Origin of the sequence: Rhodococcus sp. OK519 (assembly GCF_003051005.1) — a bacterium.
Classification (GTDB): domain Bacteria; phylum Actinomycetota; class Actinomycetes; order Mycobacteriales; family Mycobacteriaceae; genus Prescottella.
In genome coordinates, this window is the sequence record NZ_QAOW01000003.1 from 445,650 (window position 1) to 465,651 (window position 20,002).

At 66.4% G+C, this 20,002-nt stretch carries 21 protein-coding genes; 9 read left to right on the forward strand and 12 right to left on the reverse strand.

Annotation, left to right across the window (positions count from 1 at the left end; genetic code table 11):
• Window positions 1–150 precede the first annotated feature (150 nt).
• Entirely contained in the window at window positions 151–801 is a 651-nt protein-coding gene (locus tag C8K36_RS12090) for a response regulator transcription factor (RefSeq protein WP_107984710.1), read from the reverse strand.
• Between the two features lie 42 nt (window positions 802–843).
• On the reverse strand, window positions 844–2,088 hold the full coding sequence (locus C8K36_RS12095; protein WP_107984816.1) for a sensor histidine kinase: 1,245 nt from the start codon (window positions 2,086–2,088) through the stop codon (window positions 844–846).
• A 167-nt stretch (window positions 2,089–2,255) separates the two neighbouring features.
• On the opposite strand from C8K36_RS12095, the gene C8K36_RS12100 reads away from it, so the two are divergent.
• The 7 genes from C8K36_RS12100 (at window position 2,256) to C8K36_RS12130 (ending at window position 6,017) form a co-directional block, all read left to right on the forward strand.
• Complete coding sequence (locus tag C8K36_RS12100; RefSeq protein ID WP_107984817.1) at window positions 2,256–2,864, forward strand: DUF4352 domain-containing protein; 609 nt, start codon at window positions 2,256–2,258, stop codon at window positions 2,862–2,864.
• A 319-nt stretch (window positions 2,865–3,183) separates the two neighbouring features.
• Entirely contained in the window at window positions 3,184–3,378 is a 195-nt protein-coding gene (locus C8K36_RS12105; protein WP_107984711.1) for a CbtB domain-containing protein, read from the forward strand.
• Window positions 3,369–4,175 carry a CbtA family protein gene (locus C8K36_RS12110; protein ID WP_107984712.1) on the forward strand — a complete coding sequence of 269 codons (807 nt, stop codon included), beginning with the start codon at window positions 3,369–3,371 and terminating at the stop codon, window positions 4,173–4,175. Before C8K36_RS12105 ends, C8K36_RS12110 begins: the two co-directional genes overlap by 10 nt.
• 68 nt (window positions 4,176–4,243) lie before the next feature.
• On the forward strand, window positions 4,244–4,678 hold the full coding sequence (locus tag C8K36_RS25430) for an SH3-like domain-containing protein (protein WP_107984713.1): 435 nt from the start codon (window positions 4,244–4,246) through the stop codon (window positions 4,676–4,678).
• Window positions 4,675–4,974: an SH3-like domain-containing protein gene (locus tag C8K36_RS25435; RefSeq protein WP_107984714.1), complete on the forward strand. Its 300-nt coding sequence runs from the start codon at window positions 4,675–4,677 to the stop codon at window positions 4,972–4,974. The genes C8K36_RS25430 and C8K36_RS25435 overlap by 4 nt, the downstream gene beginning before the upstream one ends.
• Window positions 4,975–4,989: 15 nt before the next feature.
• Window positions 4,990–5,688, forward strand: a complete 699-nt coding sequence (gene scnC, locus C8K36_RS12125; RefSeq protein WP_107984715.1) for a thiocyanate hydrolase subunit gamma — start codon at window positions 4,990–4,992, stop codon at window positions 5,686–5,688.
• Complete coding sequence (locus C8K36_RS12130; RefSeq protein ID WP_107984716.1) at window positions 5,685–6,017, forward strand: SH3-like domain-containing protein; 333 nt, start codon at window positions 5,685–5,687, stop codon at window positions 6,015–6,017. The genes scnC and C8K36_RS12130 overlap by 4 nt, the downstream gene beginning before the upstream one ends.
• A gap of 47 nt (window positions 6,018–6,064) precedes the next feature.
• On the opposite strand, the gene C8K36_RS12135 is transcribed toward C8K36_RS12130, so the two are convergent.
• Window positions 6,065–6,499 carry an OsmC family protein gene (locus tag C8K36_RS12135; RefSeq protein ID WP_107984717.1) on the reverse strand — a complete coding sequence of 145 codons (435 nt, stop codon included), beginning with the start codon at window positions 6,497–6,499 and terminating at the stop codon, window positions 6,065–6,067.
• A gap of 66 nt (window positions 6,500–6,565) precedes the next feature.
• On the opposite strand from C8K36_RS12135, the gene C8K36_RS12140 reads away from it, so the two are divergent.
• A complete protein-coding gene (locus C8K36_RS12140) occupies window positions 6,566–7,219 on the forward strand; it encodes a YrhK family protein (RefSeq protein WP_107984718.1) in 654 nt (217 codons plus the stop codon).
• A 26-nt stretch (window positions 7,220–7,245) separates the two neighbouring features.
• Here the strand turns inward: C8K36_RS12140 and C8K36_RS12145 are convergent, their stop codons facing one another.
• Window positions 7,246–8,832 carry an MFS transporter gene (locus tag C8K36_RS12145; protein WP_107984719.1) on the reverse strand — a complete coding sequence of 529 codons (1,587 nt, stop codon included), beginning with the start codon at window positions 8,830–8,832 and terminating at the stop codon, window positions 7,246–7,248.
• Between the two features lie 89 nt (window positions 8,833–8,921).
• On the opposite strand from C8K36_RS12145, the gene C8K36_RS12150 reads away from it, so the two are divergent.
• Complete coding sequence (locus tag C8K36_RS12150) at window positions 8,922–9,551, forward strand: (d)CMP kinase (protein WP_258195385.1); 630 nt, start codon at window positions 8,922–8,924, stop codon at window positions 9,549–9,551.
• Window positions 9,552–9,623: 72 nt separating this feature from the next.
• Here the strand turns inward: C8K36_RS12150 and C8K36_RS12155 are convergent, their stop codons facing one another.
• The 8 genes from C8K36_RS12155 to C8K36_RS12190 all read right to left on the reverse strand — a co-directional run bounded on the left by C8K36_RS12155 (window position 9,624) and on the right by C8K36_RS12190 (window position 19,995).
• Entirely contained in the window at window positions 9,624–12,176 is a 2,553-nt protein-coding gene (locus C8K36_RS12155; RefSeq protein WP_107984720.1) for an ATP-dependent Clp protease ATP-binding subunit, read from the reverse strand.
• Window positions 12,177–12,444: 268 nt separating this feature from the next.
• Entirely contained in the window at window positions 12,445–13,698 is a 1,254-nt protein-coding gene (locus tag C8K36_RS12160; RefSeq protein ID WP_107984721.1) for an acyltransferase family protein, read from the reverse strand.
• Window positions 13,695–15,545, reverse strand: coding sequence for a hypothetical protein (locus tag C8K36_RS12165; RefSeq protein ID WP_107984722.1), 1,851 nt, complete (start codon window positions 15,543–15,545; stop codon window positions 13,695–13,697). Before C8K36_RS12165 ends, C8K36_RS12160 begins: the two co-directional genes overlap by 4 nt.
• A gap of 96 nt (window positions 15,546–15,641) precedes the next feature.
• The gene (locus C8K36_RS12170; RefSeq protein WP_420910874.1) at window positions 15,642–16,589 is read right to left on the reverse strand and encodes an esterase/lipase family protein; all 948 of its coding nucleotides are present in this window, start codon (window positions 16,587–16,589) and stop codon (window positions 15,642–15,644) included.
• 67 nt (window positions 16,590–16,656) lie between these two features.
• The gene (locus C8K36_RS12175; RefSeq protein WP_107984723.1) at window positions 16,657–17,010 is read right to left on the reverse strand and encodes a histone-like nucleoid-structuring protein Lsr2; all 354 of its coding nucleotides are present in this window, start codon (window positions 17,008–17,010) and stop codon (window positions 16,657–16,659) included.
• 128 nt (window positions 17,011–17,138) lie between these two features.
• Window positions 17,139–18,650 (reverse strand): lysine--tRNA ligase, encoded by a 1,512-nt coding sequence (lysS, locus tag C8K36_RS12180; RefSeq protein WP_107984820.1) that lies wholly within the window; start codon window positions 18,648–18,650, stop codon window positions 17,139–17,141.
• Window positions 18,651–18,661: 11 nt separating this feature from the next.
• The gene (locus tag C8K36_RS12185) at window positions 18,662–19,165 is read right to left on the reverse strand and encodes an anthrone oxygenase family protein (RefSeq protein WP_107984724.1); all 504 of its coding nucleotides are present in this window, start codon (window positions 19,163–19,165) and stop codon (window positions 18,662–18,664) included.
• Window positions 19,162–19,995: an NmrA family transcriptional regulator gene (locus tag C8K36_RS12190; protein ID WP_107984821.1), complete on the reverse strand. Its 834-nt coding sequence runs from the start codon at window positions 19,993–19,995 to the stop codon at window positions 19,162–19,164. Before C8K36_RS12190 ends, C8K36_RS12185 begins: the two co-directional genes overlap by 4 nt.
• Between the last annotated feature and the right edge of the window lie 7 nt (window positions 19,996–20,002).

Here is a 20,002-nt window from a genome sequence, read left to right on the forward strand (position 1 = left end):
GCCGTCACTCCACTGAATGTGTGATCTAGGTCACTAGATCTATCACGGTCCAGTTACTTGCGCGAGTCGCAATCCGCCCGATAGCGCACGACCTGCGGAAATCAGACGAACACCGCGATCGGGAGCCCGATCCCCGGGGGCTGCGGGCCGTCAGACGACCAGCCCCGCCCGGAACGCCTGCAGCGCCGCCTCGACTCGATTCCGCACACCGAGCTTGTCGAAGATCGCCGACACGTGCGACTTCACGGTCGTCTCCCCCATGAACAATCGCCGCCCGATGTCGGCGTTCGACTCCCCCTCGGCCAACACCGTGAGTACTTCACGCTCGCGCTCGGTGAGCCTGCTCAGATCAGGCCCGGCGGACTGCGGCATACCGCGCTCGGACACGATGCGCCGCAACGCTTCCGGACTGAAGAGCGTGTGACCGGATGCCACCACCCGGACCGACTGATGGAACGTCAGCGGCGATTCGTCCTTGCTGAGAAAGCTGTGCGCGCCGGCAGCGACGGCCTTCACGACGAGATCGTCGACATCCATCGCGGTCATCGCGATGACCTTCGGAGGCGATTGCAACTCCATCAGTCGGCGAGTCGCTTCGAGCCCACCCACCCGACGCATCTTGAGATCCATCAGCACCACGTGGGGCTTCATCGAAGCGACCGCGGCCGGGACCTCGTCCCCGTCGCTCACGCACCCCACCACACAAATGTCCTGCGCAGGATCGAGAATGTCCGCTACCCCCCGTCGAACGAACGGATCGTCATCGACGATCAGAACGGTGATTCCCCCAAGGTCTCCCATAATGCTCAGAGAATAGTTGCCGACACCGACAATTCCGGCTGTTCAGGCGGACCACGGAACCCAGCACCTCACGACGAAGTCCGACTCGAGCCGGCCTGCCTCCACCGTCCCGCCGATCTCCTGGGCCTGCTCCGCGAGACCCCGCAGCCCGGTCCGAGAACCGACACCTGCACCGGTCACGCTTCCGCTCAACGAGTTGCGCACCAGGATCTGGATGCCGCGCTCGGGCGCACCCTCCAGCGAGATCGCGACGACCTGATCTGCGGCATGCTTCTGGGCATTGGTCAGCGACTCCTGCACGACGCGGAAGCAGACGTGTCCCGCCAGCACGCCGACATCTCCCGGCGCCAGATCTGTGGCGAGCGTGCAGTGCATGCCGGCGGCCCGGGCCGCCTGGACCAGTTGCGGCACCGAGTCGATGCCCTGATGCCCCGCCGAACTCCGCGGGCCACCCGTACCGCGCAACACCCCCACGATGCCCTTGAGGTCGTCGAGCGCCTCGTGTGCGGTCGACCGGATCTGGGCGGCCGAGTTCACGACCTTCTGCGGGTTGTCGGCAGCGTTGACCTGCAGGGCACCCGCGAACAACGAGATGCGACTGAGGCCCGCCGCCAAAGTGTCGTGCATGTCCCTCGCGATCCGCGTGCGCTCCTCCGCGCGGATCATCTCGTCGCGCATCACGTCGCTCCGTTCGGTCGCCGCGTCCCGCACCTGCTCGGCCTCCACGAGCGCGCTACGGGTGCGGAGCACGGCCGCCGACGCCAGCACCAGACCGACCAGGATCGTCGCCACCAGCAACGGGATCCACGCCGACACGACGTACTGGTTCATCGGACTGCCGTCCTCGGGCTTCTGTGAGCCGATCGTGAGAACCGAGTAGTCGCGCAGTCGGTAGGCGTCGTAGAGGAGCGACACCGCACACGCCACCCAGACAGCGACAGCCGCACCGGCCAACCGGTATCCACGCACGAGGCGCGCGACGGCGAAAAGTGCGATGAGCGCTGCCGTGGCATCGGTTTCGAACGCGATCGGACCGACGAGCGCTGCCGCCAGTACCAACCACGGACGTTCGTACCGCCACACCAGCGCCACACCGGCAGCGAGGTTCAGCATGAGCCCGATGCCGTGGTTCCAGGCCGGCGTGTTCGCGGACATCGACGCGAGCCCCACCGTCATCAGCGAACAGAAGACGCTGAACGAGACCGCGAGCACGGTCCAGACGCGACGCCGAATCCTCTCGGCTCTCTCGGATTTCACGAAGAGCACGGTACGCAGCTTCACCGACATCCCGACATCCGACATAGGTGGGACTCGGCGGCACGAACAGGTACGAAATGAGGAGGAGGTTCCTCCGACGGGAGGAAGACACCGCGGGTGTCGCTGCGATGTGCTCGAAGCAGATCAACGAAACGCCGCCACCGGGCGGCGATCCACGACCGTCGAAAGGAAGCTCGGTGAGCGCTCCGCAGCAGTACCCCCACCCGCCGCAGCCCGGCTACGTTCCGCAGGAACCGCCCCGCAAGAGCTGGTTCGCCCGGCACAAGGTGCTGACCTCACTCGGGGTGGTCGCCGTGGCGATCATCGCGATCACCGCCGCGACCAGCGGATCCGGGGACGGGCCCGCGCAGGAGGCGCGCGAGGCAGGCGCGGCCGTCGAGGCACCGTCCGATGTCCGGATCGGAACGCCGGTTCGCGACGGCAAGTTCGAGTTCGTCGTGCACGGGGTCGAGGCGGGCGTGCCGAGCGTCGGGACCAACGAGTACCTCACCGAGCGGGCCCAGGGGCAGTTCGTCCTCGTGCGAATGACCGTCCGCAACATCGGTGATCGCGAGCAGAGCTTCACAACGTCGGCCCAGAAGCTGGTCGACGCGCAGGGACGGCAGTACTCGGTGGACGACATGGCCACCATGACCCTCGACAGCGGCACGCCGTTCGAGCAGATCAATCCCGGCAACTCCATCGATGCCGCGATCGTGTTCGACGTACCGGCCGGCGTTGCACCGGCTGTGCTCGAGGTTCACGATTCGGTCTTCTCGGGCGGTGAATCGGTTCTGCTGCAGTAGCGATCGGTCAGAACCGATGGCGGTGTGGTTCGGCGTCGAGGGGTCGCCGAACCACACCGCCTCCGCGCGTCGACCGGCCCGCAGTTGTGCGAAGCGCACAACTACGCGCGACGGCCGAAGCTGCGCGGTAGCGTCGGGGTTGGCTTCCGATCGACGGAGAGCAGGCAACACACTCGATCGACCGGACCGCTGTCGCCCAAGGCTGTTCGCCGCCCCGGATCCTGGTCCACCGGGTTCGCGGTGCCGCTCGCACGGTGCTGCATCGGAACCCGGCACGTCCTCCGACCCGATCGTCCGGGGCGCACCCCAGGAGGAACCCATGACTCTCGTCCACAGTCCCAACAGGGCAATCGAATCGCTCGGCATCGCACTCGTCGCGGTCGGCGTCGTGCTCCTCGCTCTGCTCACCCTCTACCTCGTCGGATTCGATCAGGGCGCCATCTCGCGCACCGGTATGTACATGCACGAACTGATGCACGACGGTCGCCACCTTCTGGGGCTCCCATGCCACTAGCGGGGTCGCTCAAGAGCCTGCTTCTGCGCGGTCTCCTCGCCGGCCTGATCGCCGGCCTCCTGACCGGCGCCGTCGCCTTCGCGCTCGGGGAACCACATGTCGCGGCGGCCATCGCCATCGAGGAATCGACATCCGCCCCGGCGGAGCCCCACGATGCAGCTACACCGGCGCACTCGCACGATGACGACCCACTCGTCTCCCGGGACGGACAACGCGCCGGGTTGTTCCTGGCGACCACCCTCGCGGGAATCGCGATCGGCGCCATCTTCGGGGTCGTCGCTCACTACGCGCGAAGATTCACGACTCTTTCGGGCCCGCTGCTGGTGCTCGGTCTCGCGGGCGCCGGCTGGCTCGCCGTCGAGGCGGTGCCCTTCTTCAAGTACCCGGCCAACCCGCCGGCAGTGGGAGACCCCGACACGATCAACGAACGAACCTGGCTGTGGCTTGCCGCACTCGTGCTGGGACTCTTCGCAGTCTGCGCAGCGGTATACGTCGCAAAAGTCCTTGTCTCCCAGAGATACTGGACAGTACGTCTCGCCGCCTCAGCTCTGACCTTCCTCGCAATCGTGACCGTCGGCTACCTGCTTCTCCCCACCGTGAACGAAGTGGGAGAAGACTTCCCCGCCACCCTGTTGTGGGAGTTCAGGATCTCGTCGATGGCGACGCAGGCGACGCTGTGGCTCTGCCTCGGTCTCGCCTTCGCCTTCCTCACCGAACGGGCCCAGGCCACGCCGACACCCGAACGGATCTCTCCCGCCGCCGAGGGTAAGGCGACGACCAGGACCACGCGACCGTAGGAGGGGCACTGGCGAGGATTCGGAACGACCAGGACAAAACCCCGAACCCACATGGAAGGGAGACCTCCATGACCACCGCACATCAGGCTCGATTCCAGACGCTCACCGACGGTCTGGCCAAGATCGCTCCGGCAGAACACGACGTGCGGGATTCGCCGTACACGATCACCAACGCGCAGTACGACGTTCTGCGACACGTCCTGCACGACGTCGGCGGACAGCCCGCGCTCTCGGTCCCGTACCTCGAGAAGGGCGAAGAGGCGTGGGAGATGAACACCTACGTCACGTGCGAATGCCTCGGCTGGCGTGGCTCCTGGAACTCGGAGATGCGCCGGCGGGCCGAAGTCGATCTCGGCGAGACGCAATACTTCGGCTACCCCTACTACGCCCGCTGGCTCACCGTCGCCGCGAAGGTGATGGTCGACAAGGGCCTCATTCCCCTCGACGAACTCTGCGACCGCATCGACCAGGTGCGCGCCCGCCTTCAGGAGGAGCGGAAATGACCCCCAAGTTCAAGGTCGGCGACCGCGTGGTCGTCAAGGACCAGACGAGCCTCTTCCACACCCGCACACAGGCTTTCGTGCGCAATCAGGAAGGCACCGTCGTCGAGCACCGTCCCGATTGGGTGATTCCGGAGGACGAGGCGTTCGACAAGCTCGAGACCGGACGCAAGGAACCGTTCTACGTCGTCCGTTTCAAGCAGACCGACCTGTGGCCGCGCTACACGGGATTCGCCATCGACACTCTCGAGACCGAGTGTGCCGAAGGCTGGCTCCGGCCCGCAGGCAAGAACAAATAGATAGGAGGAGGAGAAGTGAGCGATTCGCACAGCCATTCGGGCAAGGATCCACACGCCCCCATCCAGGCTTCGGAAGAGATCAGCGAGTTCGAGGTGCTCGAACTCGCGCTGCGGGAACTCGCGATCGAGAAGGGCCTCTTCTCCACCGAGGACCACAGGCGTTTCTCCGAGTGGGCCGAATCGATCGGCCCGTCAGGCGGTTCCAAGCTGGTCGCCAAGGCCTGGACCGATCCCGAGTTCAAGAAGCGTCTGCTCGAGAACGGCACCGAGACGTGCAAGGAGGTAGGCATCGACTGGACGGACCCGACGGGCACCGGCACACCCAGTGACTACACCTTCTTCTACGTCCTCGAGAACACGCCGGAGGTGCACAACGTGATCGTGTGCACCCTGTGCTCGTGCTATCCGCGTCCGGTGCTCGGCATGTCCCCGGACTGGTATCGGACACCGAACTACCGGCGTCGCCTGGTTCGACGTCCGCGCGAGGTACTCGCCGAGTTCGGCCTGCACTTCCCGTCAGATGTGGAAGTGCGCGTGCATGATTCGAACCAGAAGTCCCGATTCATGGTGATGCCGATGCGCCCTGAGGGCACCGAGGGCTGGTCCGAGGAGCAGCTCGAGAAGATCGTCACCCGGGACACCATGATCGGTGTGGCGCTGCCCTCGACAGACTGGGACGCGTCGAAGGCGCCGTCGGCTGGAGGTGGCAAGTGACGGCGACCCAAGGCTACGAGGTCATCCTGAGAACGCTGCCGCCCGGAAGCGAACGCGCCGGCGACCTCGACGACACCGACCGCAAGCCGGAACCGTGGGAGTCCGCGATGCAGGCCACCTGCGAGTGCCTGTCGTGGCGTGGATCGTGGGACAACCTCGAACGCCGGCACACCGAGGACGAGCTGGGCGAGACCGTCTACAGCGAGTTCCCGGTCCGTTCACGGTCCGCCATCACCACGGCGCACGCCTTCCTGGATCGCGGAGTCGTGAGCCAGGACGAACTGCGCGCGAAGATGGAGCAGGTCCGGGCGAGGCTCGAACGCAGCTGAGGACGGACCTCACCGCCCCAACACGTTCGAGCGCTCGCCACAGGGGGCTACTCGAGCGCGGCGTCGAGCGTGATGTCGACGCCGGTCAGGGCCTTGCTCACCGGGCAAGACTCCTTGGCGGCCTGGGCGACGCGGGCGAACCCCGCAGCGTCCAGGCCGTCTACCTCGCCGCGCACCGTGAGCACGATCCCGGTCAGCTTGAACCCCGGATCGTCGGGTCCGAGCGAGACGTCGGCGCGGATGTCGAGACTCTGCGGCGTCCCGCCCGCCTCACCGATCAGCGCCGACAACTGCATCGCGTAGCAGGACGAATGCGCCGCCGCGATCAGTTCCTCGGGACTGGTCGTGCCACCGGCGTCGTCCGCCGCCCGTTTCGGGAAGGAGACCTCGAACGTGCCGGTCCCGGAACTGGTGAGTTCCACCTGACCCGAACCCTTTTCGAGTGTTCCGTTCCAAGCGGTACGCGCGGTACGTGTGGGCATGTGCAGATCCCCTCTCGTCGTCAGGTCTAGGTCCTTCTCGCAAACTACCCCCTATCGTGGGATCACATGGGGCAGCTGGAGAACGTCGGGCTACGGCGGGAGTCCCTCGGTTTCGCGTGCGGCTCGAGCCTGTTCGTACTCGGCGCCTTCCCCGGCTACACGTCAGCCGTGGGCAGCGAGGCGGACAACCTCACCTACTTCGCGGGGTCGCTGTTCTTCACCGGCGCCGCATTCGTCCAACTGCGACTGAGCGGACGAGTGGTGCCCACCGCCTCGACCTCGCGTGTGGACCGGTACGACTGGTGGTCGGCGCTCGTCCAGTTCGTCGGCACGCTGTTGTTCAATGTCAGCACCGGAGCCGCGCTCGTGCACAGCCTGTCGCTCCGCGAGCACCACGAGTTCGTCTGGCAACCCGACGTGTTCGGCTCGTTGTGTTTCCTCGTCTCGAGCGGCCTTGCCGTGGTCGCCACCACCGACGTCGACGGACTGTGGGATCCACACGCCCGCAACTGGATCAGCACCTGGCTCAACGTGACCGGATCGGTCGCGTTCGGGATTTCCGCGGTGGGAGCAGTGATCGTTCCGGGCACCCACCGACCGGAGAGCGCCGTGGCCGCGAACCTCGGCACCCTGGTCGGGGCATTGTGCTTCCTGATCGCGGCGCTGTTCATGAAACCGGCGGCGCCCGGAACGGTGAGGATTCCCGGCAGGCACCGCTGACCCGGGCCGGGTCGGCGTTCTCGGTCTCACAGATCCGCGTGCTCGGCAGCTTCATCGATTTCGCGATAGTGCGCGAGCAGTTCCCGTTCCCGGTCGTGGCGCGGATAGGCGAAGAAGACGAGCGCCGCGCCGACCAGGACGATCGCGATCGCCGCGCCGTACGCGCGGGAGTCTCCGTCGAGGAAGGCTGTGCGGGCAGCATTTTCGATCACACTCGCGTACTGCGGGTACCGTTCCGCGACATTCTCGGCACCTGCGAACGATTTCTCCAGAGCGGCCTGGGTCTCGTCACCGACGCCCCTCGCCTGCGGACTGGCGGCAATCGCGGCAGCGAAGGAAGCCGCGTATCCGGCGGTGAGCAGCGCGCCGAGCACCGACTGCACGATGGCACCACCCAGATCGCGCTGCAGGTCCGCAGTGCCCGACGCCATCCCGGCACGCCACACCGGCACCGAGCCGGTCAGCGAATGCGAGGCCGGGGTACCGGCCAGTCCGACGCCCGCGCCGAGGAACATGTAGCCGAGCGCGATCTTCCAATACTGTGCGTCTTCCTTCCAGAGCAGGAGCGCCACCACCAGCCCCAGGACGATTGCCGCGTATCCGAGCAGCAGCGTGAACCGGGCGCCGTGAGACTCGACCAGCTTGGCCGACTGCGGGGCGACCACCACCATGACGGCCGCCGCGGGCAGACCGGCGGAGCCTGCCGCCAGCGTCGAGTACCCGAGCACGTTCTGCATGAACTGCTGACCGATGAACAGGGTCCCCATCAGCGTTCCGAACACCACGATGCCGGCGATCGCCGCCACCCAGAAGATTCGCCGGCGGGCCACTCGCAGGTCGAACAGCGGGTACTTTGCCCGCAGCTGCCGGATTCCGAACGCCACCCCGGCAGCGGCGGCGACCAGCAGCATGGAAAGTGCCGTCGCACGCATTCCGGCGACCGGGGCGAAATTGATGCCCAGTACCAGAGCCGCCACCAGGATCACCGAGACGATCCCGCCGAGATGGTCCACGGGATCGGTCGACTCGTTGACGTGGCCAGGCACGAAGCGAACCGCAGCCCACAACGCGACCAGTGCGAGCGGCACGGTCACCAGGAACACCGATCCCCACTCGAACGACTGCAACAGCGCCCCCGACACGAGCGGCCCGAGCGACGAGATGCCGCCCCCGATCGCGGACCACAAGGCGATCGCCTTGGTCCGGTCCGCCCCCGACCAGAGTGCCGTGATCAGCGCGAGTGTGGTCGGGAAGGCCATACCGGCCGCGACGCCACCGAGCAGTCGGGCAAGGACGAGCACCTCGATGCTCGGTGCGAACGCGGCGATCGCACTGGCCGGCAGCGACAGCACCATGCCGAGTACCAGCATCATCTTGCGCCCGTACCGGTCTCCGAGGGCTCCGAGATAGAGCACCGAACCGGCGAGCCCGACGGAGTAGCCGACGGCAATCAGGTTCAACTGGGTCTGACTGGCGTCGAATGCCCGACCGATGTCGGGCAACGCGACGTTGGCCACCGCCAGGTTCAGGTTCGCGACGGCCGCAACGAGTATCAGAGCCGCAAGGACGAACGCGGCCCGCGCGGGACGGGTCCCGACCGCTGCGGATGTCATGCGGTCAGTCCACACCATCGACGCCGGTCGCGTGCACCGAAATGCCGATGCGACGAGAGTCGGCCCGCGACTGGCATAGCGTGCTGATCATGACAGTCGACGACCCGATCCTCCCGGCATTCGCCGAGGGCACAGCCCGAACCGTCGCGTTGGCGCACGCCGCGCTTCGTCGACGTCCGCGAAGGCACGGAAAGCGCGGGACGATCCTGGTCGGAATCGACGGCCCCTCGGGCAGCGGGAAATCGACTCTGGCCGATCAGGTGGCCGCAGCGCTCGACGCCGCCCCGATCGTCCGGATGGACGACCTGTACCCAGGTTGGGACGGCCTGGCCGCCTCGGTTCCACGGCTCGTCCGCTGGGTTCTCTCCCCTGCCCTACACGGCCGGATCCCCCGCTATCGGCGCTACGACTGGCATCGCGGCGGATTCGCGGAGTGGCGGGCGGTTCGCCGTCATCGATATCTGGTCGTCGAGGGCGCGGGGTCGACCTGTGGCACTGCACGCGAGTACTACGCGGTCCGGGTGTTCGTCGACGGCGACCCGGACGAACGGATGCGACGTGCTCTGCGGCGCGACGGAGAGATGTTCCGACCGCACTGGACCCGTTGGGCCCGGCAGGAGGCGGCGCTGTTCGGGGCGGACAGGACCCGCCGGGCCGCCCATGTCACGTTGATCACGAGTTCGGTGTCGGAGAGGCAGAACTGCACAGTTCGACCATGAGTCGGTGGTGCCGGCCTCAAATGCGACGACGCCCCGCGAGCACATGCTCGCGGGGCGTCGTTCTGCGTGAACCTACTCGGCCGAACCACCCTCGGACGGGGTGTCACCGGCATTTGCCAGAGCCTCGGCCGGCGAGTCCGGAACCGTGACCGGCTTCGGGGCTCCGTGGAACGTGAACTTCGCGTTCTCTCCGGCGCCTTCGCCGTCCCAGCCCTCGACGTCGACCAGAACGATCTGACCTGCGCCGAGCTCGTTGAAGAGGATCTTCTCCGACAGCTGGTCCTCGATCTCGCGCTGGATGGTGCGACGCAGCGGTCGCGCACCGAGCACCGGATCGAACCCGCGCTTCGCGAGCAGCGACTTCGCCTGCGCGGTCAGCTCGATATCCATGTCCTTGTTCTTCAGCTGCTTCTCGACGCGAGCGATCATCAGGTCCACCATCTGGATGATCTCGTCGCGAGACAGCTGGTGGAAGACGATGATGTCGTCGATGCGGTTGAGGAACTCGGGGCGGAAATGCTTCTTGAGCTCGTCGTGGACCTTGAGCTTCATGCGCTCGTAGTTCGACTCGGTGCCGGTTCCCGAGGTGAAGCCCAGGCCGACAGCCTTCGAGATATCCGAAGTACCGAGGTTCGAGGTGAAGATCAGCACCGTGTTCTTGAAGTCAACCGTGCGACCCTGACCGTCGGTGAGACGACCGTCCTCGAGCACCTGCAGGAGGGTGTTGTAGATCTCCTGGTGTGCCTTCTCGATCTCGTCGAACAGGACCACCGAGAACGGCTTGCGGCGCACCTTCTCGGTGAGCTGACCGCCCTCTTCGTAGCCGACGTAGCCGGGAGGGGCACCGAACAGACGCGACGCGGTGAACCGGTCGTGGAACTCGCCCATGTCGATCTGGATGAGTGCGTCGTCGTCACCGAACAGGAAGTTGGCGAGCGCCTTGGACAGCTCGGTCTTACCGACACCGGACGGGCCGGCGAAGATGAACGAGCCGGACGGACGCTTCGGATCCTTCAGGCCGGCGCGGGTGCGGCGGATCGCCTTGGAGACGGCCTTGACGGCGTCTTCCTGGCCGATGATCCGCTTGTGCAGTTCCTCCTCCATGCGGAGCAGACGCGTGGTCTCCTCCTCGGTGAGCTTGAAGACCGGGATACCGGTCCAGTTGCCCAGCACCTCGGCGATCTGCTCGTCGTCGACCTCGGCGATGACGTCCAGGTCACCGGAACGCCACTGCTTCTCGCGCTCGGCACGCTGCGCGACGAGGGTCTTCTCCTTGTCGCGGAGGTTCGCGGCCTTCTCGAAGTCCTGCGCGTCGATCGCAGATTCCTTCTCGCGGCGGGCGTCGGCGATCTTGTCGTCGAACTCGCGCAGGTCCGGCGGAGCGGTCATCCGGCGGATGCGCATTCGGGCGCCGGCCTCGTCGATGAGGTCGATGGCCTTGTCCGGCAGGAAGCGGTCGTTGATGTACCGGTCGGCCAGTGTGGCCGCCGCAACCAGCGCGCTGTCGGTGATCGAGACGCGGTGGTGCGCCTCGTAGCGATCGCGCAGGCCCTTGAGGATCTCGATGGTGTGCTCGACCGTCGGCTCGCCGACCTGCACCGGCTGGAACCGGCGCTCGAGGGCGGCATCCTTCTCGATGTACTTGCGGTACTCGTCGAGGGTCGTGGCACCGATGGTCTGCAGCTCACCGCGAGCCAGCTTCGGCTTGAGGATCGAGGCCGCGTCGATGGCGCCCTCGGCCGCGCCCGCACCGACGAGGGTGTGCAACTCGTCGATGAACAGGATGATGTCGCCGCGGGTGTTGATCTCCTTGAGCACCTTCTTCAGGCGCTCCTCGAAATCACCGCGGTAGCGGCTGCCGGCAACCAGCGAACCCAGGTCCAGCGTGTAGAGCTGCTTGTCCTTGAGGGTCTCCGGGACCTCACCGTTGACGATGGCCTGCGCGAGGCCCTCGACGACGGCCGTCTTACCGACGCCCGGTTCACCGATGAGGACAGGGTTGTTCTTGGTGCGGCGGCTCAGCACCTGCATGACGCGCTCGATCTCCTTCGAGCGGCCGATGACCGGGTCGAGCTTGCCCTCGAGGGCGGCCTGCGTGAGGTTGCGGCCGAACTGATCGAGAACCAGCGACGTCGACGGGGTACCGGCCTCGCCACGGGTGCCGCCCGCTTCGGCGGGCTCCTTGCCCTGGTAGCCCGACAACAGCTGGATGACCTGCTGACGCACACGGTTGAGGTCGGCGCCGAGCTTGACGAGCACCTGAGCGGCGACGCCCTCGCCCTCACGGATCAGACCGAGGAGGATGTGCTCGGTGCCGATGTAGTTGTGGCCGAGCTGCAGCGCCTCACGGAGGCTGAGCTCGAGGACCTTCTTGGCACGCGGAGTGAAGGGAATATGACCGGACGGGGCCTGCTGGCCCTGGCCGATAATCTCCTCGACCTGGCTGCGGACACCTTCGAGGGAGATACCCAACGACTCCAGCGACTTCGCCGCCACGCCTTCACCCTCGTGGATGAGGCCCAGCAGGATGTGTTCCGTGCCGATGTAGTTGTGGTTGAGCATCCTGGCTTCTTCTTGGGCCAGGACGACGACGCGCCGCGCGCGATCGGTGAACCTCTCGAACATCGCTCTCCCTCACACTCTCCGGCAAACAGTTCCGAGACCTGCGTCTCGACACTCCCCGCCGCGTTTCGCTCCGGCACAACAGGCTGACGGCCCCCGGAACCGATGAAGGTTCCACGACCCCACCTCATACTCTAGTGGGCTGCCTTCGGACCTGCCGCTCCTCCACCCGTCAAATCGGTGGACCGGACCTGCTCGAAGTGTTCAACGCCGCAGGTCGCGGATTCGTTTCCCGCGCGCTGTACGCCTGAAGCGAACACTCCCGCGCGCGTCACCGTCGCAGATCTGCAACCTTCGCCGACGACCCCGGGTCGTGCGGGTTCCTCCGATCACGGCTCGGCTCGGGCATCCCGGCATCGTCGGCGACCCCCGCGTCGCGCGAGGCGATCGTCATCGCCCGCCGTTCCTCGCGCGGGCCGGTGGGCAGCAGCCGTTCCGACGTCCGGTGCAGCGCCCACGCGATCGGGACGGAGAAAGCCACGGTGACCACGAAGACTCCGACGGTCGAACCCTGGAACGTGCGGTAGCCGAGCATCTCGACGACGAACTCCATCACCACCAGATGCACGAGGAACACCTCGTAGGAGATCTCCCCGAGCCACACCACCGGCGCCGACGAACACAGGCGTCCGAGCGGGCCGGGACGATCGCCGATCACGAGCGGTGCCATCAGCGCCGTCGCGAACAGCAGGTAGAGCATGGATTTCGTCGATGCGGCGACAGCGTCCGCCGGGACGATCGTCGCCTCCCCCGCCAGCGGCGTGCAGGCGAGCAGCAGGAAGTAGATCGCCAGCAGTCCCATCCCGTACGGATTGCAGCGCTTCACCGTGACCGAGGCCAGCGCGAGGAGCATGCCGCCCGCGAACCACGCGACGAAACCGGGCAGCCACAACCGGGCGGTGAAGGTGATGTCGGTGTGGTGGGTGATCAGCGTCCACAGCGGGCTGATCGCGACGAGGACGAGCAACGCGACCGCCAACCGGACCGGATGCCAACGTCGGCGGCACACGACCACCACCACGAACCAACCGATCAGCGGCAGCAGCAGGTAGAACGTCGCCTCGACCGCGAGACTCCACATCTGCGTCAGGCCCGTGTGCAGGTGACCGGCCCCGTAGATCTGGGTCAGCGTCATGTTGCGCGCGAACCCCGACCAGCCGAGACCCGTCTCACCCGCATCGTCCCGGAACAGGTAGATCACGTACGTCACAATGACGGTGATCCAATACGCGGGCAGGATGCGTCGCACCCGATGCCACAGGTAGGTCCGGGTCGACGGCAGTTCCCGCTGACCCGCCGCCGTCCGCAGCCACGGACGGAACAGCAGAAATCCGGACAGGACGAAGAACACCGCGACGCCGATCTCGAGCCGGGAGAACGCGCCGCCCGCGAGATCCGGCGTGTACCGGCCCGTCCAGAAGGCTGCGTGGGCGCCGATCACGAGCAGCGCCGCGACCGCGCGGAGACCGGTCAGCGCGGGGAGATAGCCGACCTCCGCGCGACTGGAGGGCCGAGTGTCCCTCACGATCCCGCCTTCGGCGCCCCGACGACGGATCCGATGGGCCCGGCGCCCACACACAGTTCCAGCCCCGGAGTTCCGGGCGTGACGCGAAGCGCCTCGCCTGCGCCGTACAAACGCACGAACACCTGGCCCAGCCCGGCCTCGACGGGCACCGTCACGGTGTCGTCGCTCCGGTCGAGGCCCACCTCGACGACACCGTCGGCGCTCGCGAAGTAGTTGAGCTGGGCCGTCCATTCCCAGTCGATGAGCGGACCGTCGAGCGGCACCTCCGCGCCTCCGCCCTCGATCCGGTACCCGCAGCCCGGCTCCGGGCCCTGCCCGATATTTCGGGTCGCGGTCACGGCTGCGGGGATCAGGCGTCCCGAATCGTCGAGCAACTGAAGGTAGTCGGTGTGCCTGGCGAACTCGGGACGGTCACGCAGCGGACCGAAGAGGTGACTGGTCGTGTTGTGCGGGTACGCGACCGGCAGGAGCACCCAGATCGATACCGGCTGATCGAGCAGCGGTGTGTCCGGGTTGGCGGCCAGCGACTGCCTGGCATGCGCGAGATAGTCGACCGTCGGGTTGTCGCGCCAGCGTTGGACGAACGTGATCGTCGACCACAGGCTGCTCGCGACGAACAGCACGACCAGCGCGGCCACCACCACCGGAGGGACCTTCGACAGCGGTCGGACGTGTTCGCGACGCGGAGCCCGCACGATCAGCGCCCAGCCGATCGCGAGCACGACTCCGCTGTCGGCGACGTACCGAAGCGTCTGGGCCAGTTCGTAGGCGGTGTCCGGACCGGACCTGGTCAGCACCATCGCGGCCTCTGAGGCCGCGACGTACGCGACCATCGACAGCCACACCACACCGGTGCGTTTCCGGTAGCGCAGCGACCACCCGAGCGCCGCCGCGACCGCCACCCAGCCCAGCACGACCAGCACTGTCGGCGGCGTCGTCCACGGCGGACTCGGCGGCCAGCGATCCCAACCCCACGGCCCACCGAGCAGCGTCGGGATCAGGCCAAGCGACGTGCCGTGGTGCACCAGTCCGACGGTTTGCGTCGCACTGGGCAGCACGAAGCGCGACTCGGTGAACACGAGGTACGACGCCGCCCAGCACGCGACGACGGCGACGAGCGGAATCCACAACGCCCGACCCTTCGACAGCGCCGAGCGGACCGGCCGCGCCACCCCGTCGACGCGGTACATCAGCACCACGACGGCGAATGCGACGAGCGGGACCAGCACCGACTTCTCGAAGAACGCCAACGACAGTGCGGCGACGACGGCGCCGGACACGGCGAACCTCGGTCGTCCGGTCCGGCACAGGCGGATCGCGTCACCCGCCACCCACGCGAGACCGATCTGCATCGGCAGCGAGTTCAGGCCGGCCGCCCACCACGCGAACGACGGCAGCGTCAACGGCGAGAATAGGTAGAACGTGAGCGGCAGCAACAGGACGGCGCGGGTCCCCATCAGCAGACGCAGCACCCGCAGCACCGCGAGCGAGGCCCCTGCCTGCAATACGAGCAGCATGATCGCCGGCACCGCCCAGTTCAGCGGCGCCACCGTCGTCGCGATCCAGGCCGCGAGGAAGGCGGCCGGCATGAAGTGTCCGTCGTGGTCGTAGAAAAGGAAGGCACCCGACGGCATCGAGGCCTGGCCGGAGCGGCTGACGAGGATCAGATCGTCCCAGTAGAAGTCCCCCGCGAAGGCGACGACACCGCGCACCACCAGTTGCAGCGCGACGAGCGCGACGGCGAGAGCGAGCACGTGCCGCGGGGAGAGTGGCCACCACCGGTTGCGCGATGAGCCGACCGACGTTTCCGTCGCGTCGCCCGTGCCTGCCTCCGGAACCGCTCGCACGCACACACTCCTTCCCGCCGGCCCGATCGCCGGAGCGGAACCTTACCCATGCAAATTAATGGGTCTCTGAGGGTCCGCGAGAGGCCCGGTGCGGCGTCAGCCTCCCGTGATCGGCGCGACGAACACACACGGCACCGGACGCGGATGATCCGGATCCAAGGCATTGAGGACGTGAGCGGCGGCGACCGGTTCGGCGGCAATGGCCGCGTGCTCACCGTAGTTGGAACTGCATTCGTCCTGCACGACGACGTTGGTCGCATTCGGCGCCTCGAGGAACCCACTCGTATGGGGCACGACCAGTTCGTCGTAGCGCGTCATGATGTTCGTGTAGGTGATCTTGGATGCGTAGATCCCGTCCGCCTGCAGTGCATTCAGAAAATCGGACCCGGTCACCATTTGCGGGCACGCCTGGCAAACGGCACCGATGCCTTCGTCGATCAAAGCCCCGGCACCGAGCGTTCGGGCCCCCTCGACGAGTTGGGCCGCGCCGAATGCGTCGGTCCCGTTCCACAGCGGCGCCAGCGACACATACTTGTCGACCTTGTCCCCACCACCGAGATGTTTGACGTAATAGGTCGGCATCAGCGTGCCCTGTGAATGGCCCACGAGATCGACTCGGTGGGCGCCGGTCGCAGCGAGAACGCGGTCCACGAAATCGCGCAGTTGTCCGGCGCTCTGCACGATCGTCTTCATACCGCCGACAGCGGATATCGGCCACGGCAGATCGTCGAAAGCACCGTAGGTCAGCGAGAAGACGCAATATCCCTCGTTGGCCAACAGCGGAGCATACGTGCCCCAATTGTCCTGGCGGTTGCCACCGGTGCCGTGAACCAGGACAACAGGATTCGGATGCCGGTCCGGCGGTTTACATGCCCAATCGTTCGATCCCGGCGCAGACCCACCCGGATTGCCCAATTCCAACGGTATTCCCGCAAGGAAGTTATAGGAAACCGGACGGTTTTCTTGTGCTGCTCCCGGCCCCGCCGCACAAACCAGCGGGATTACCGACAGCACCACGCCCGCAAAGATTCGCCTCAGCCGCACATCGCGGACGCTATCAGCGAGTCTTTACGGGCGTACCCGATTCGACGGAGCCGTGCTCCTGCCGTAATCAGTGGGCCTTGTTGTAGGCCTCGGTGATTTCCGCAGAGATGCGTCCGCGCGAGGACACCGTGAACCCGTTGCGGCGCGCCCATTCACGAATCGCCGCACTCTGCTCACGATCGACAGACGGCCGCGACGACGTGGTAGCGGCGCCGGCAGCGCCCTTTCCTGCACGACGACGATTGGTCACCTTGCGCGCATGCGAAACCCACACCTCGAGTTGCTCGCGCAGTTTTGCGGCATTATCCGAGGAGAGATCGATCTCGTACAGAACCCCATCCAGGCCGAACTCGACGGTTTCATCGGCAGTCGCGTCCTGATCGACGTCGTCGATGAGCGTAACAGTGACCTTCTTTGCCATGGGGTCAATTCCTTCCGAATCCCGCGCCTTACTAGGACGCGAAGCGCCCGATCGGCAACTCGAAAGCAATAGTACCCCGAATCATCGAATTCGATGACTCGGCAAAAGAAGTATTACGAAACCGCCGGTCAGCGCACAGAAGGTCGGACAATTGGGAACAGGATCGTTTCCCGGATTCCCAATCCGGTGAGCGCCATGAGTAGACGGTCGATTCCCATACCTGTTCCGGTGGTCGGCGGCATACCCTGTTCCATTGCCGCCAGGAACTCTTCGTCGAGAACCATGGCCTCGTCGTCACCGGCCGACGCCAAGCGTGCCTGGTCGACGAAACGCTCACGCTGGATGATCGGATCCACCAACTCGGAGTAGCCCGTGGCCAATTCGAATCCGCGGACGTACAGATCCCACTTCTCCGTCACACCCGGCAGGCTGCGGTGCTGACGGGTCAGCGGTGACGTCTCGACCGGGAAATTCCGGACGAAGGTCGGCTCGAACAGCTGATCACCGCACTGGTGTTCCCACAGTTCCTCGACGAGCTTGCCGTGACCGTATCCCTTGTCCTTCGGGATCTCCAGACCCACCTGCGCGGCGAGCGCCAGCAGTTCCTCGACACCGGTGTCCGGGGTGACCTCGACGCCGATTGCGGCGGACAGCGACGGGTACATCTCCATCGTCTTCCACTCACCGCTGAGGTCGTACTCCGTCCCGTCGGCGAGGGTGACGACCTGCGTGCCGAAGGCCGCCTGCGCAACCTCCTGGATCAGCTCGCGGGTCATCTTCGCGGAGTCGTCGTACGTGCCGTAGGCCTCGTAGGTCTCGAGCATCGCGAATTCCGGCGAGTGCGTCGAATCGACACCCTCGTTGCGGAAGTTGCGGTTGATCTCGAAGACCTTCTCGATGCCGCCGACGACGCAGCGCTTGAGGAACAGCTCCGGCGCGATGCGCAGGAACAGGTCGATATCGAGTGCGTTCGAATGGGTGACGAACGGTCGCGCAGCGGCACCGCCGTGGAGCGTCTGCAGCATCGGCGTCTCGACCTCGAGGAAGCCACGGCGCTCGAGCGCGTTGCGCAGCTCGCGCACGACTGCCACACGCTTGCGGGCCGTCTCGCGGGCCTCCGGGCGAATGATGAGGTCTGCGTAGCGCTGACGCACGCGGGACTCTTCGCTCATCTCCTTGTGCGCGACCGGCAGCGGACGCAGTGACTTCGCCGCCATCTGCCACGCGTCGGCCATGACGCTCAGCTCACCGCGACGCGAGCTGATCACCTCGCCGTGCACGAACACGAAGTCGCCGAGGTCGACGTCCGACTTCCACGCGGCCAGCGCGTCCTCGCCGACGTTCGCGAGGCTCAGCATGGCCTGCAGCTGCGTACCGTCGCCCTCCTGGAGCGTCGCGAAGCACAGCTTGCCGGTGTTACGGACGAAGATGACGCGGCCGACGACGCCGACCTGCTCGCCGGTGCTCGTGTCGGGCTCGAGCTCGGGGTACTTCGCGCGGATCTCCGCGAGGCTGTGAGTGCGCGGAACGGAGACCGGGTACGGCTCCTGTCCCTGGGCGAGCAGACGCTCCCGCTTCTCGCGGCGGATCCGGAGCTGCTCGGGGGTGTCGTCTACTGGCTGCGCGGGTGCTTCACTCACGGGGTCCAAGACTATAGGGCGCCGTCTGCCGAGCGTGTCGCCGGTAGGACGGCAGCGACCGCGAGCACCGCGCCAGACGCGCAGTACAGGCCGACCCGCACGTGATTCCAGAGTGACCAGCCGGTTCGGTAACGGTGCCAAGCGGCCGCATCGGCCACGTCGGTGGACGCGAACGCGTTGTTGCGCGGAACGTGATAAATCACGGTGACCGCGAACGCCGCGAGCACACCGATGCAGCCGAGAACCGTCACCGCCCAGCCGTCGGCCCGCACGACCGAAGACCAGATTCCGGCGACGCATGCAGCGAGCGCCGACCCGACCAACGGCAACATCAACGCGCTGCGTGGCGCCTCGACATTGAACGCCTCCATCGACGCTATGGCGGCGCGCGCATCCACCGAGCGCAGGGCCGGCATCACCACGGCAGAGAATGCGAACAATGCGCCACCCGCGACGACCGCGCCGAACGCAGTCACCCCGACGACCGACTGCAGAACGATCTCGGAGCCCTTCACGACCAGGCCCCCGTTCGCGCGGCCTCGGCCGCAAAGACAGCGAAGTCGCGCGCAGGCCGTTCCAACACCTCTTCGACAACGCCGGTGACGAATCGATTTCGGCCGTCGAGAACCTCGGAGAACAGGTAGGAGAGAAGGTCGACCATCCCGTCGGGGACACCGCCTGCTGTCATCTCTTCGGAAAACTGCTCCAGCCCAATTGTTTCGAACGTCACGGCGCGGCCCGACGCCAGCGAGATCGCGGCGACCGCCTCGGCGAAGGACAGCGACCGTGGACCCGTCACCTCGAAGACTCGACCGAGAAGATCGGCACGTGTCAGGGCGGCGACCGCCACCTCGGAAAGGTCGTCGAGGTCGATGAAGGGTTCAGCCACGTCACCTACCGGAAGTGCCAGGTGCCGCGTACGAATCGGTTCGCGTAGATAGCCCTCACTGAAGTTCTGAGCGAACCAACTCGCGCGCACCACTGCCCATTCCAATCCGCTGCAGGACAGGGACTCCTCGGCCTTCTCCGCTGCCGGTTCACCCCGCCCGGACAGGAGCACGACCCTACGAACGCCCGCGGCCAGCGCGAGATCTGCGAACTCCGCAATGTGCGAACTCGATTCCGGAACAGCAAGATCCGGCGCGTACGTCACATACGCGGCGTCGACACCGGACAGAGCCGGCCCCCACGTCACGCGATCGTTCCAGTCGAAGACCGTCCCCGCGCTCCTCGACGCGATTCGGGTGCGCACCCCCTTCGCCGTCAACCCCCGTCCAACGCGCGCACCGGTCTTACCGGTACCACCGATCACTACCGCCGTCTGAATCTCACTTGTCGAGGTCATGTACCCA

What these genes read in the sequence shown, in the direction of transcription:
- C8K36_RS12135 (WP_107984717.1), bottom strand. Translation starts at nt 6,499, where the DNA reads ATGCCCACACGTACCGCGCGTACCGCTTGGAACGGAACACTCGAAAAG.
- C8K36_RS25430 (WP_107984713.1), top strand. Translation starts at nt 4,244, where the DNA reads ATGACCACCGCACATCAGGCTCGATTCCAGACGCTCACCGACGGTCTG.
- C8K36_RS12090 (WP_107984710.1), bottom strand. Translation starts at nt 801, where the DNA reads ATGGGAGACCTTGGGGGAATCACCGTTCTGATCGTCGATGACGATCCG.
- C8K36_RS12190 (WP_107984821.1), bottom strand. Translation starts at nt 19,995, where the DNA reads ATGACCTCGACAAGTGAGATTCAGACGGCGGTAGTGATCGGTGGTACC.
- C8K36_RS25435 (WP_107984714.1), top strand. Translation starts at nt 4,675, where the DNA reads ATGACCCCCAAGTTCAAGGTCGGCGACCGCGTGGTCGTCAAGGACCAG.
- C8K36_RS12175 (WP_107984723.1), bottom strand. Translation starts at nt 17,010, where the DNA reads ATGGCAAAGAAGGTCACTGTTACGCTCATCGACGACGTCGATCAGGAC.
- C8K36_RS12145 (WP_107984719.1), bottom strand. Translation starts at nt 8,832, where the DNA reads ATGACATCCGCAGCGGTCGGGACCCGTCCCGCGCGGGCCGCGTTCGTC.
- C8K36_RS12140 (WP_107984718.1), top strand. Translation starts at nt 6,566, where the DNA reads ATGGGGCAGCTGGAGAACGTCGGGCTACGGCGGGAGTCCCTCGGTTTC.
- C8K36_RS12150 (WP_258195385.1), top strand. Translation starts at nt 8,922, where the DNA reads ATGACAGTCGACGACCCGATCCTCCCGGCATTCGCCGAGGGCACAGCC.
- C8K36_RS12095 (WP_107984816.1), bottom strand. Translation starts at nt 2,088, where the DNA reads ATGTCGGTGAAGCTGCGTACCGTGCTCTTCGTGAAATCCGAGAGAGCC.
- C8K36_RS12155 (WP_107984720.1), bottom strand. Translation starts at nt 12,176, where the DNA reads ATGTTCGAGAGGTTCACCGATCGCGCGCGGCGCGTCGTCGTCCTGGCC.
- C8K36_RS12105 (WP_107984711.1), top strand. Translation starts at nt 3,184, where the DNA reads ATGACTCTCGTCCACAGTCCCAACAGGGCAATCGAATCGCTCGGCATC.
- C8K36_RS12110 (WP_107984712.1), top strand. Translation starts at nt 3,369, where the DNA reads ATGCCACTAGCGGGGTCGCTCAAGAGCCTGCTTCTGCGCGGTCTCCTC.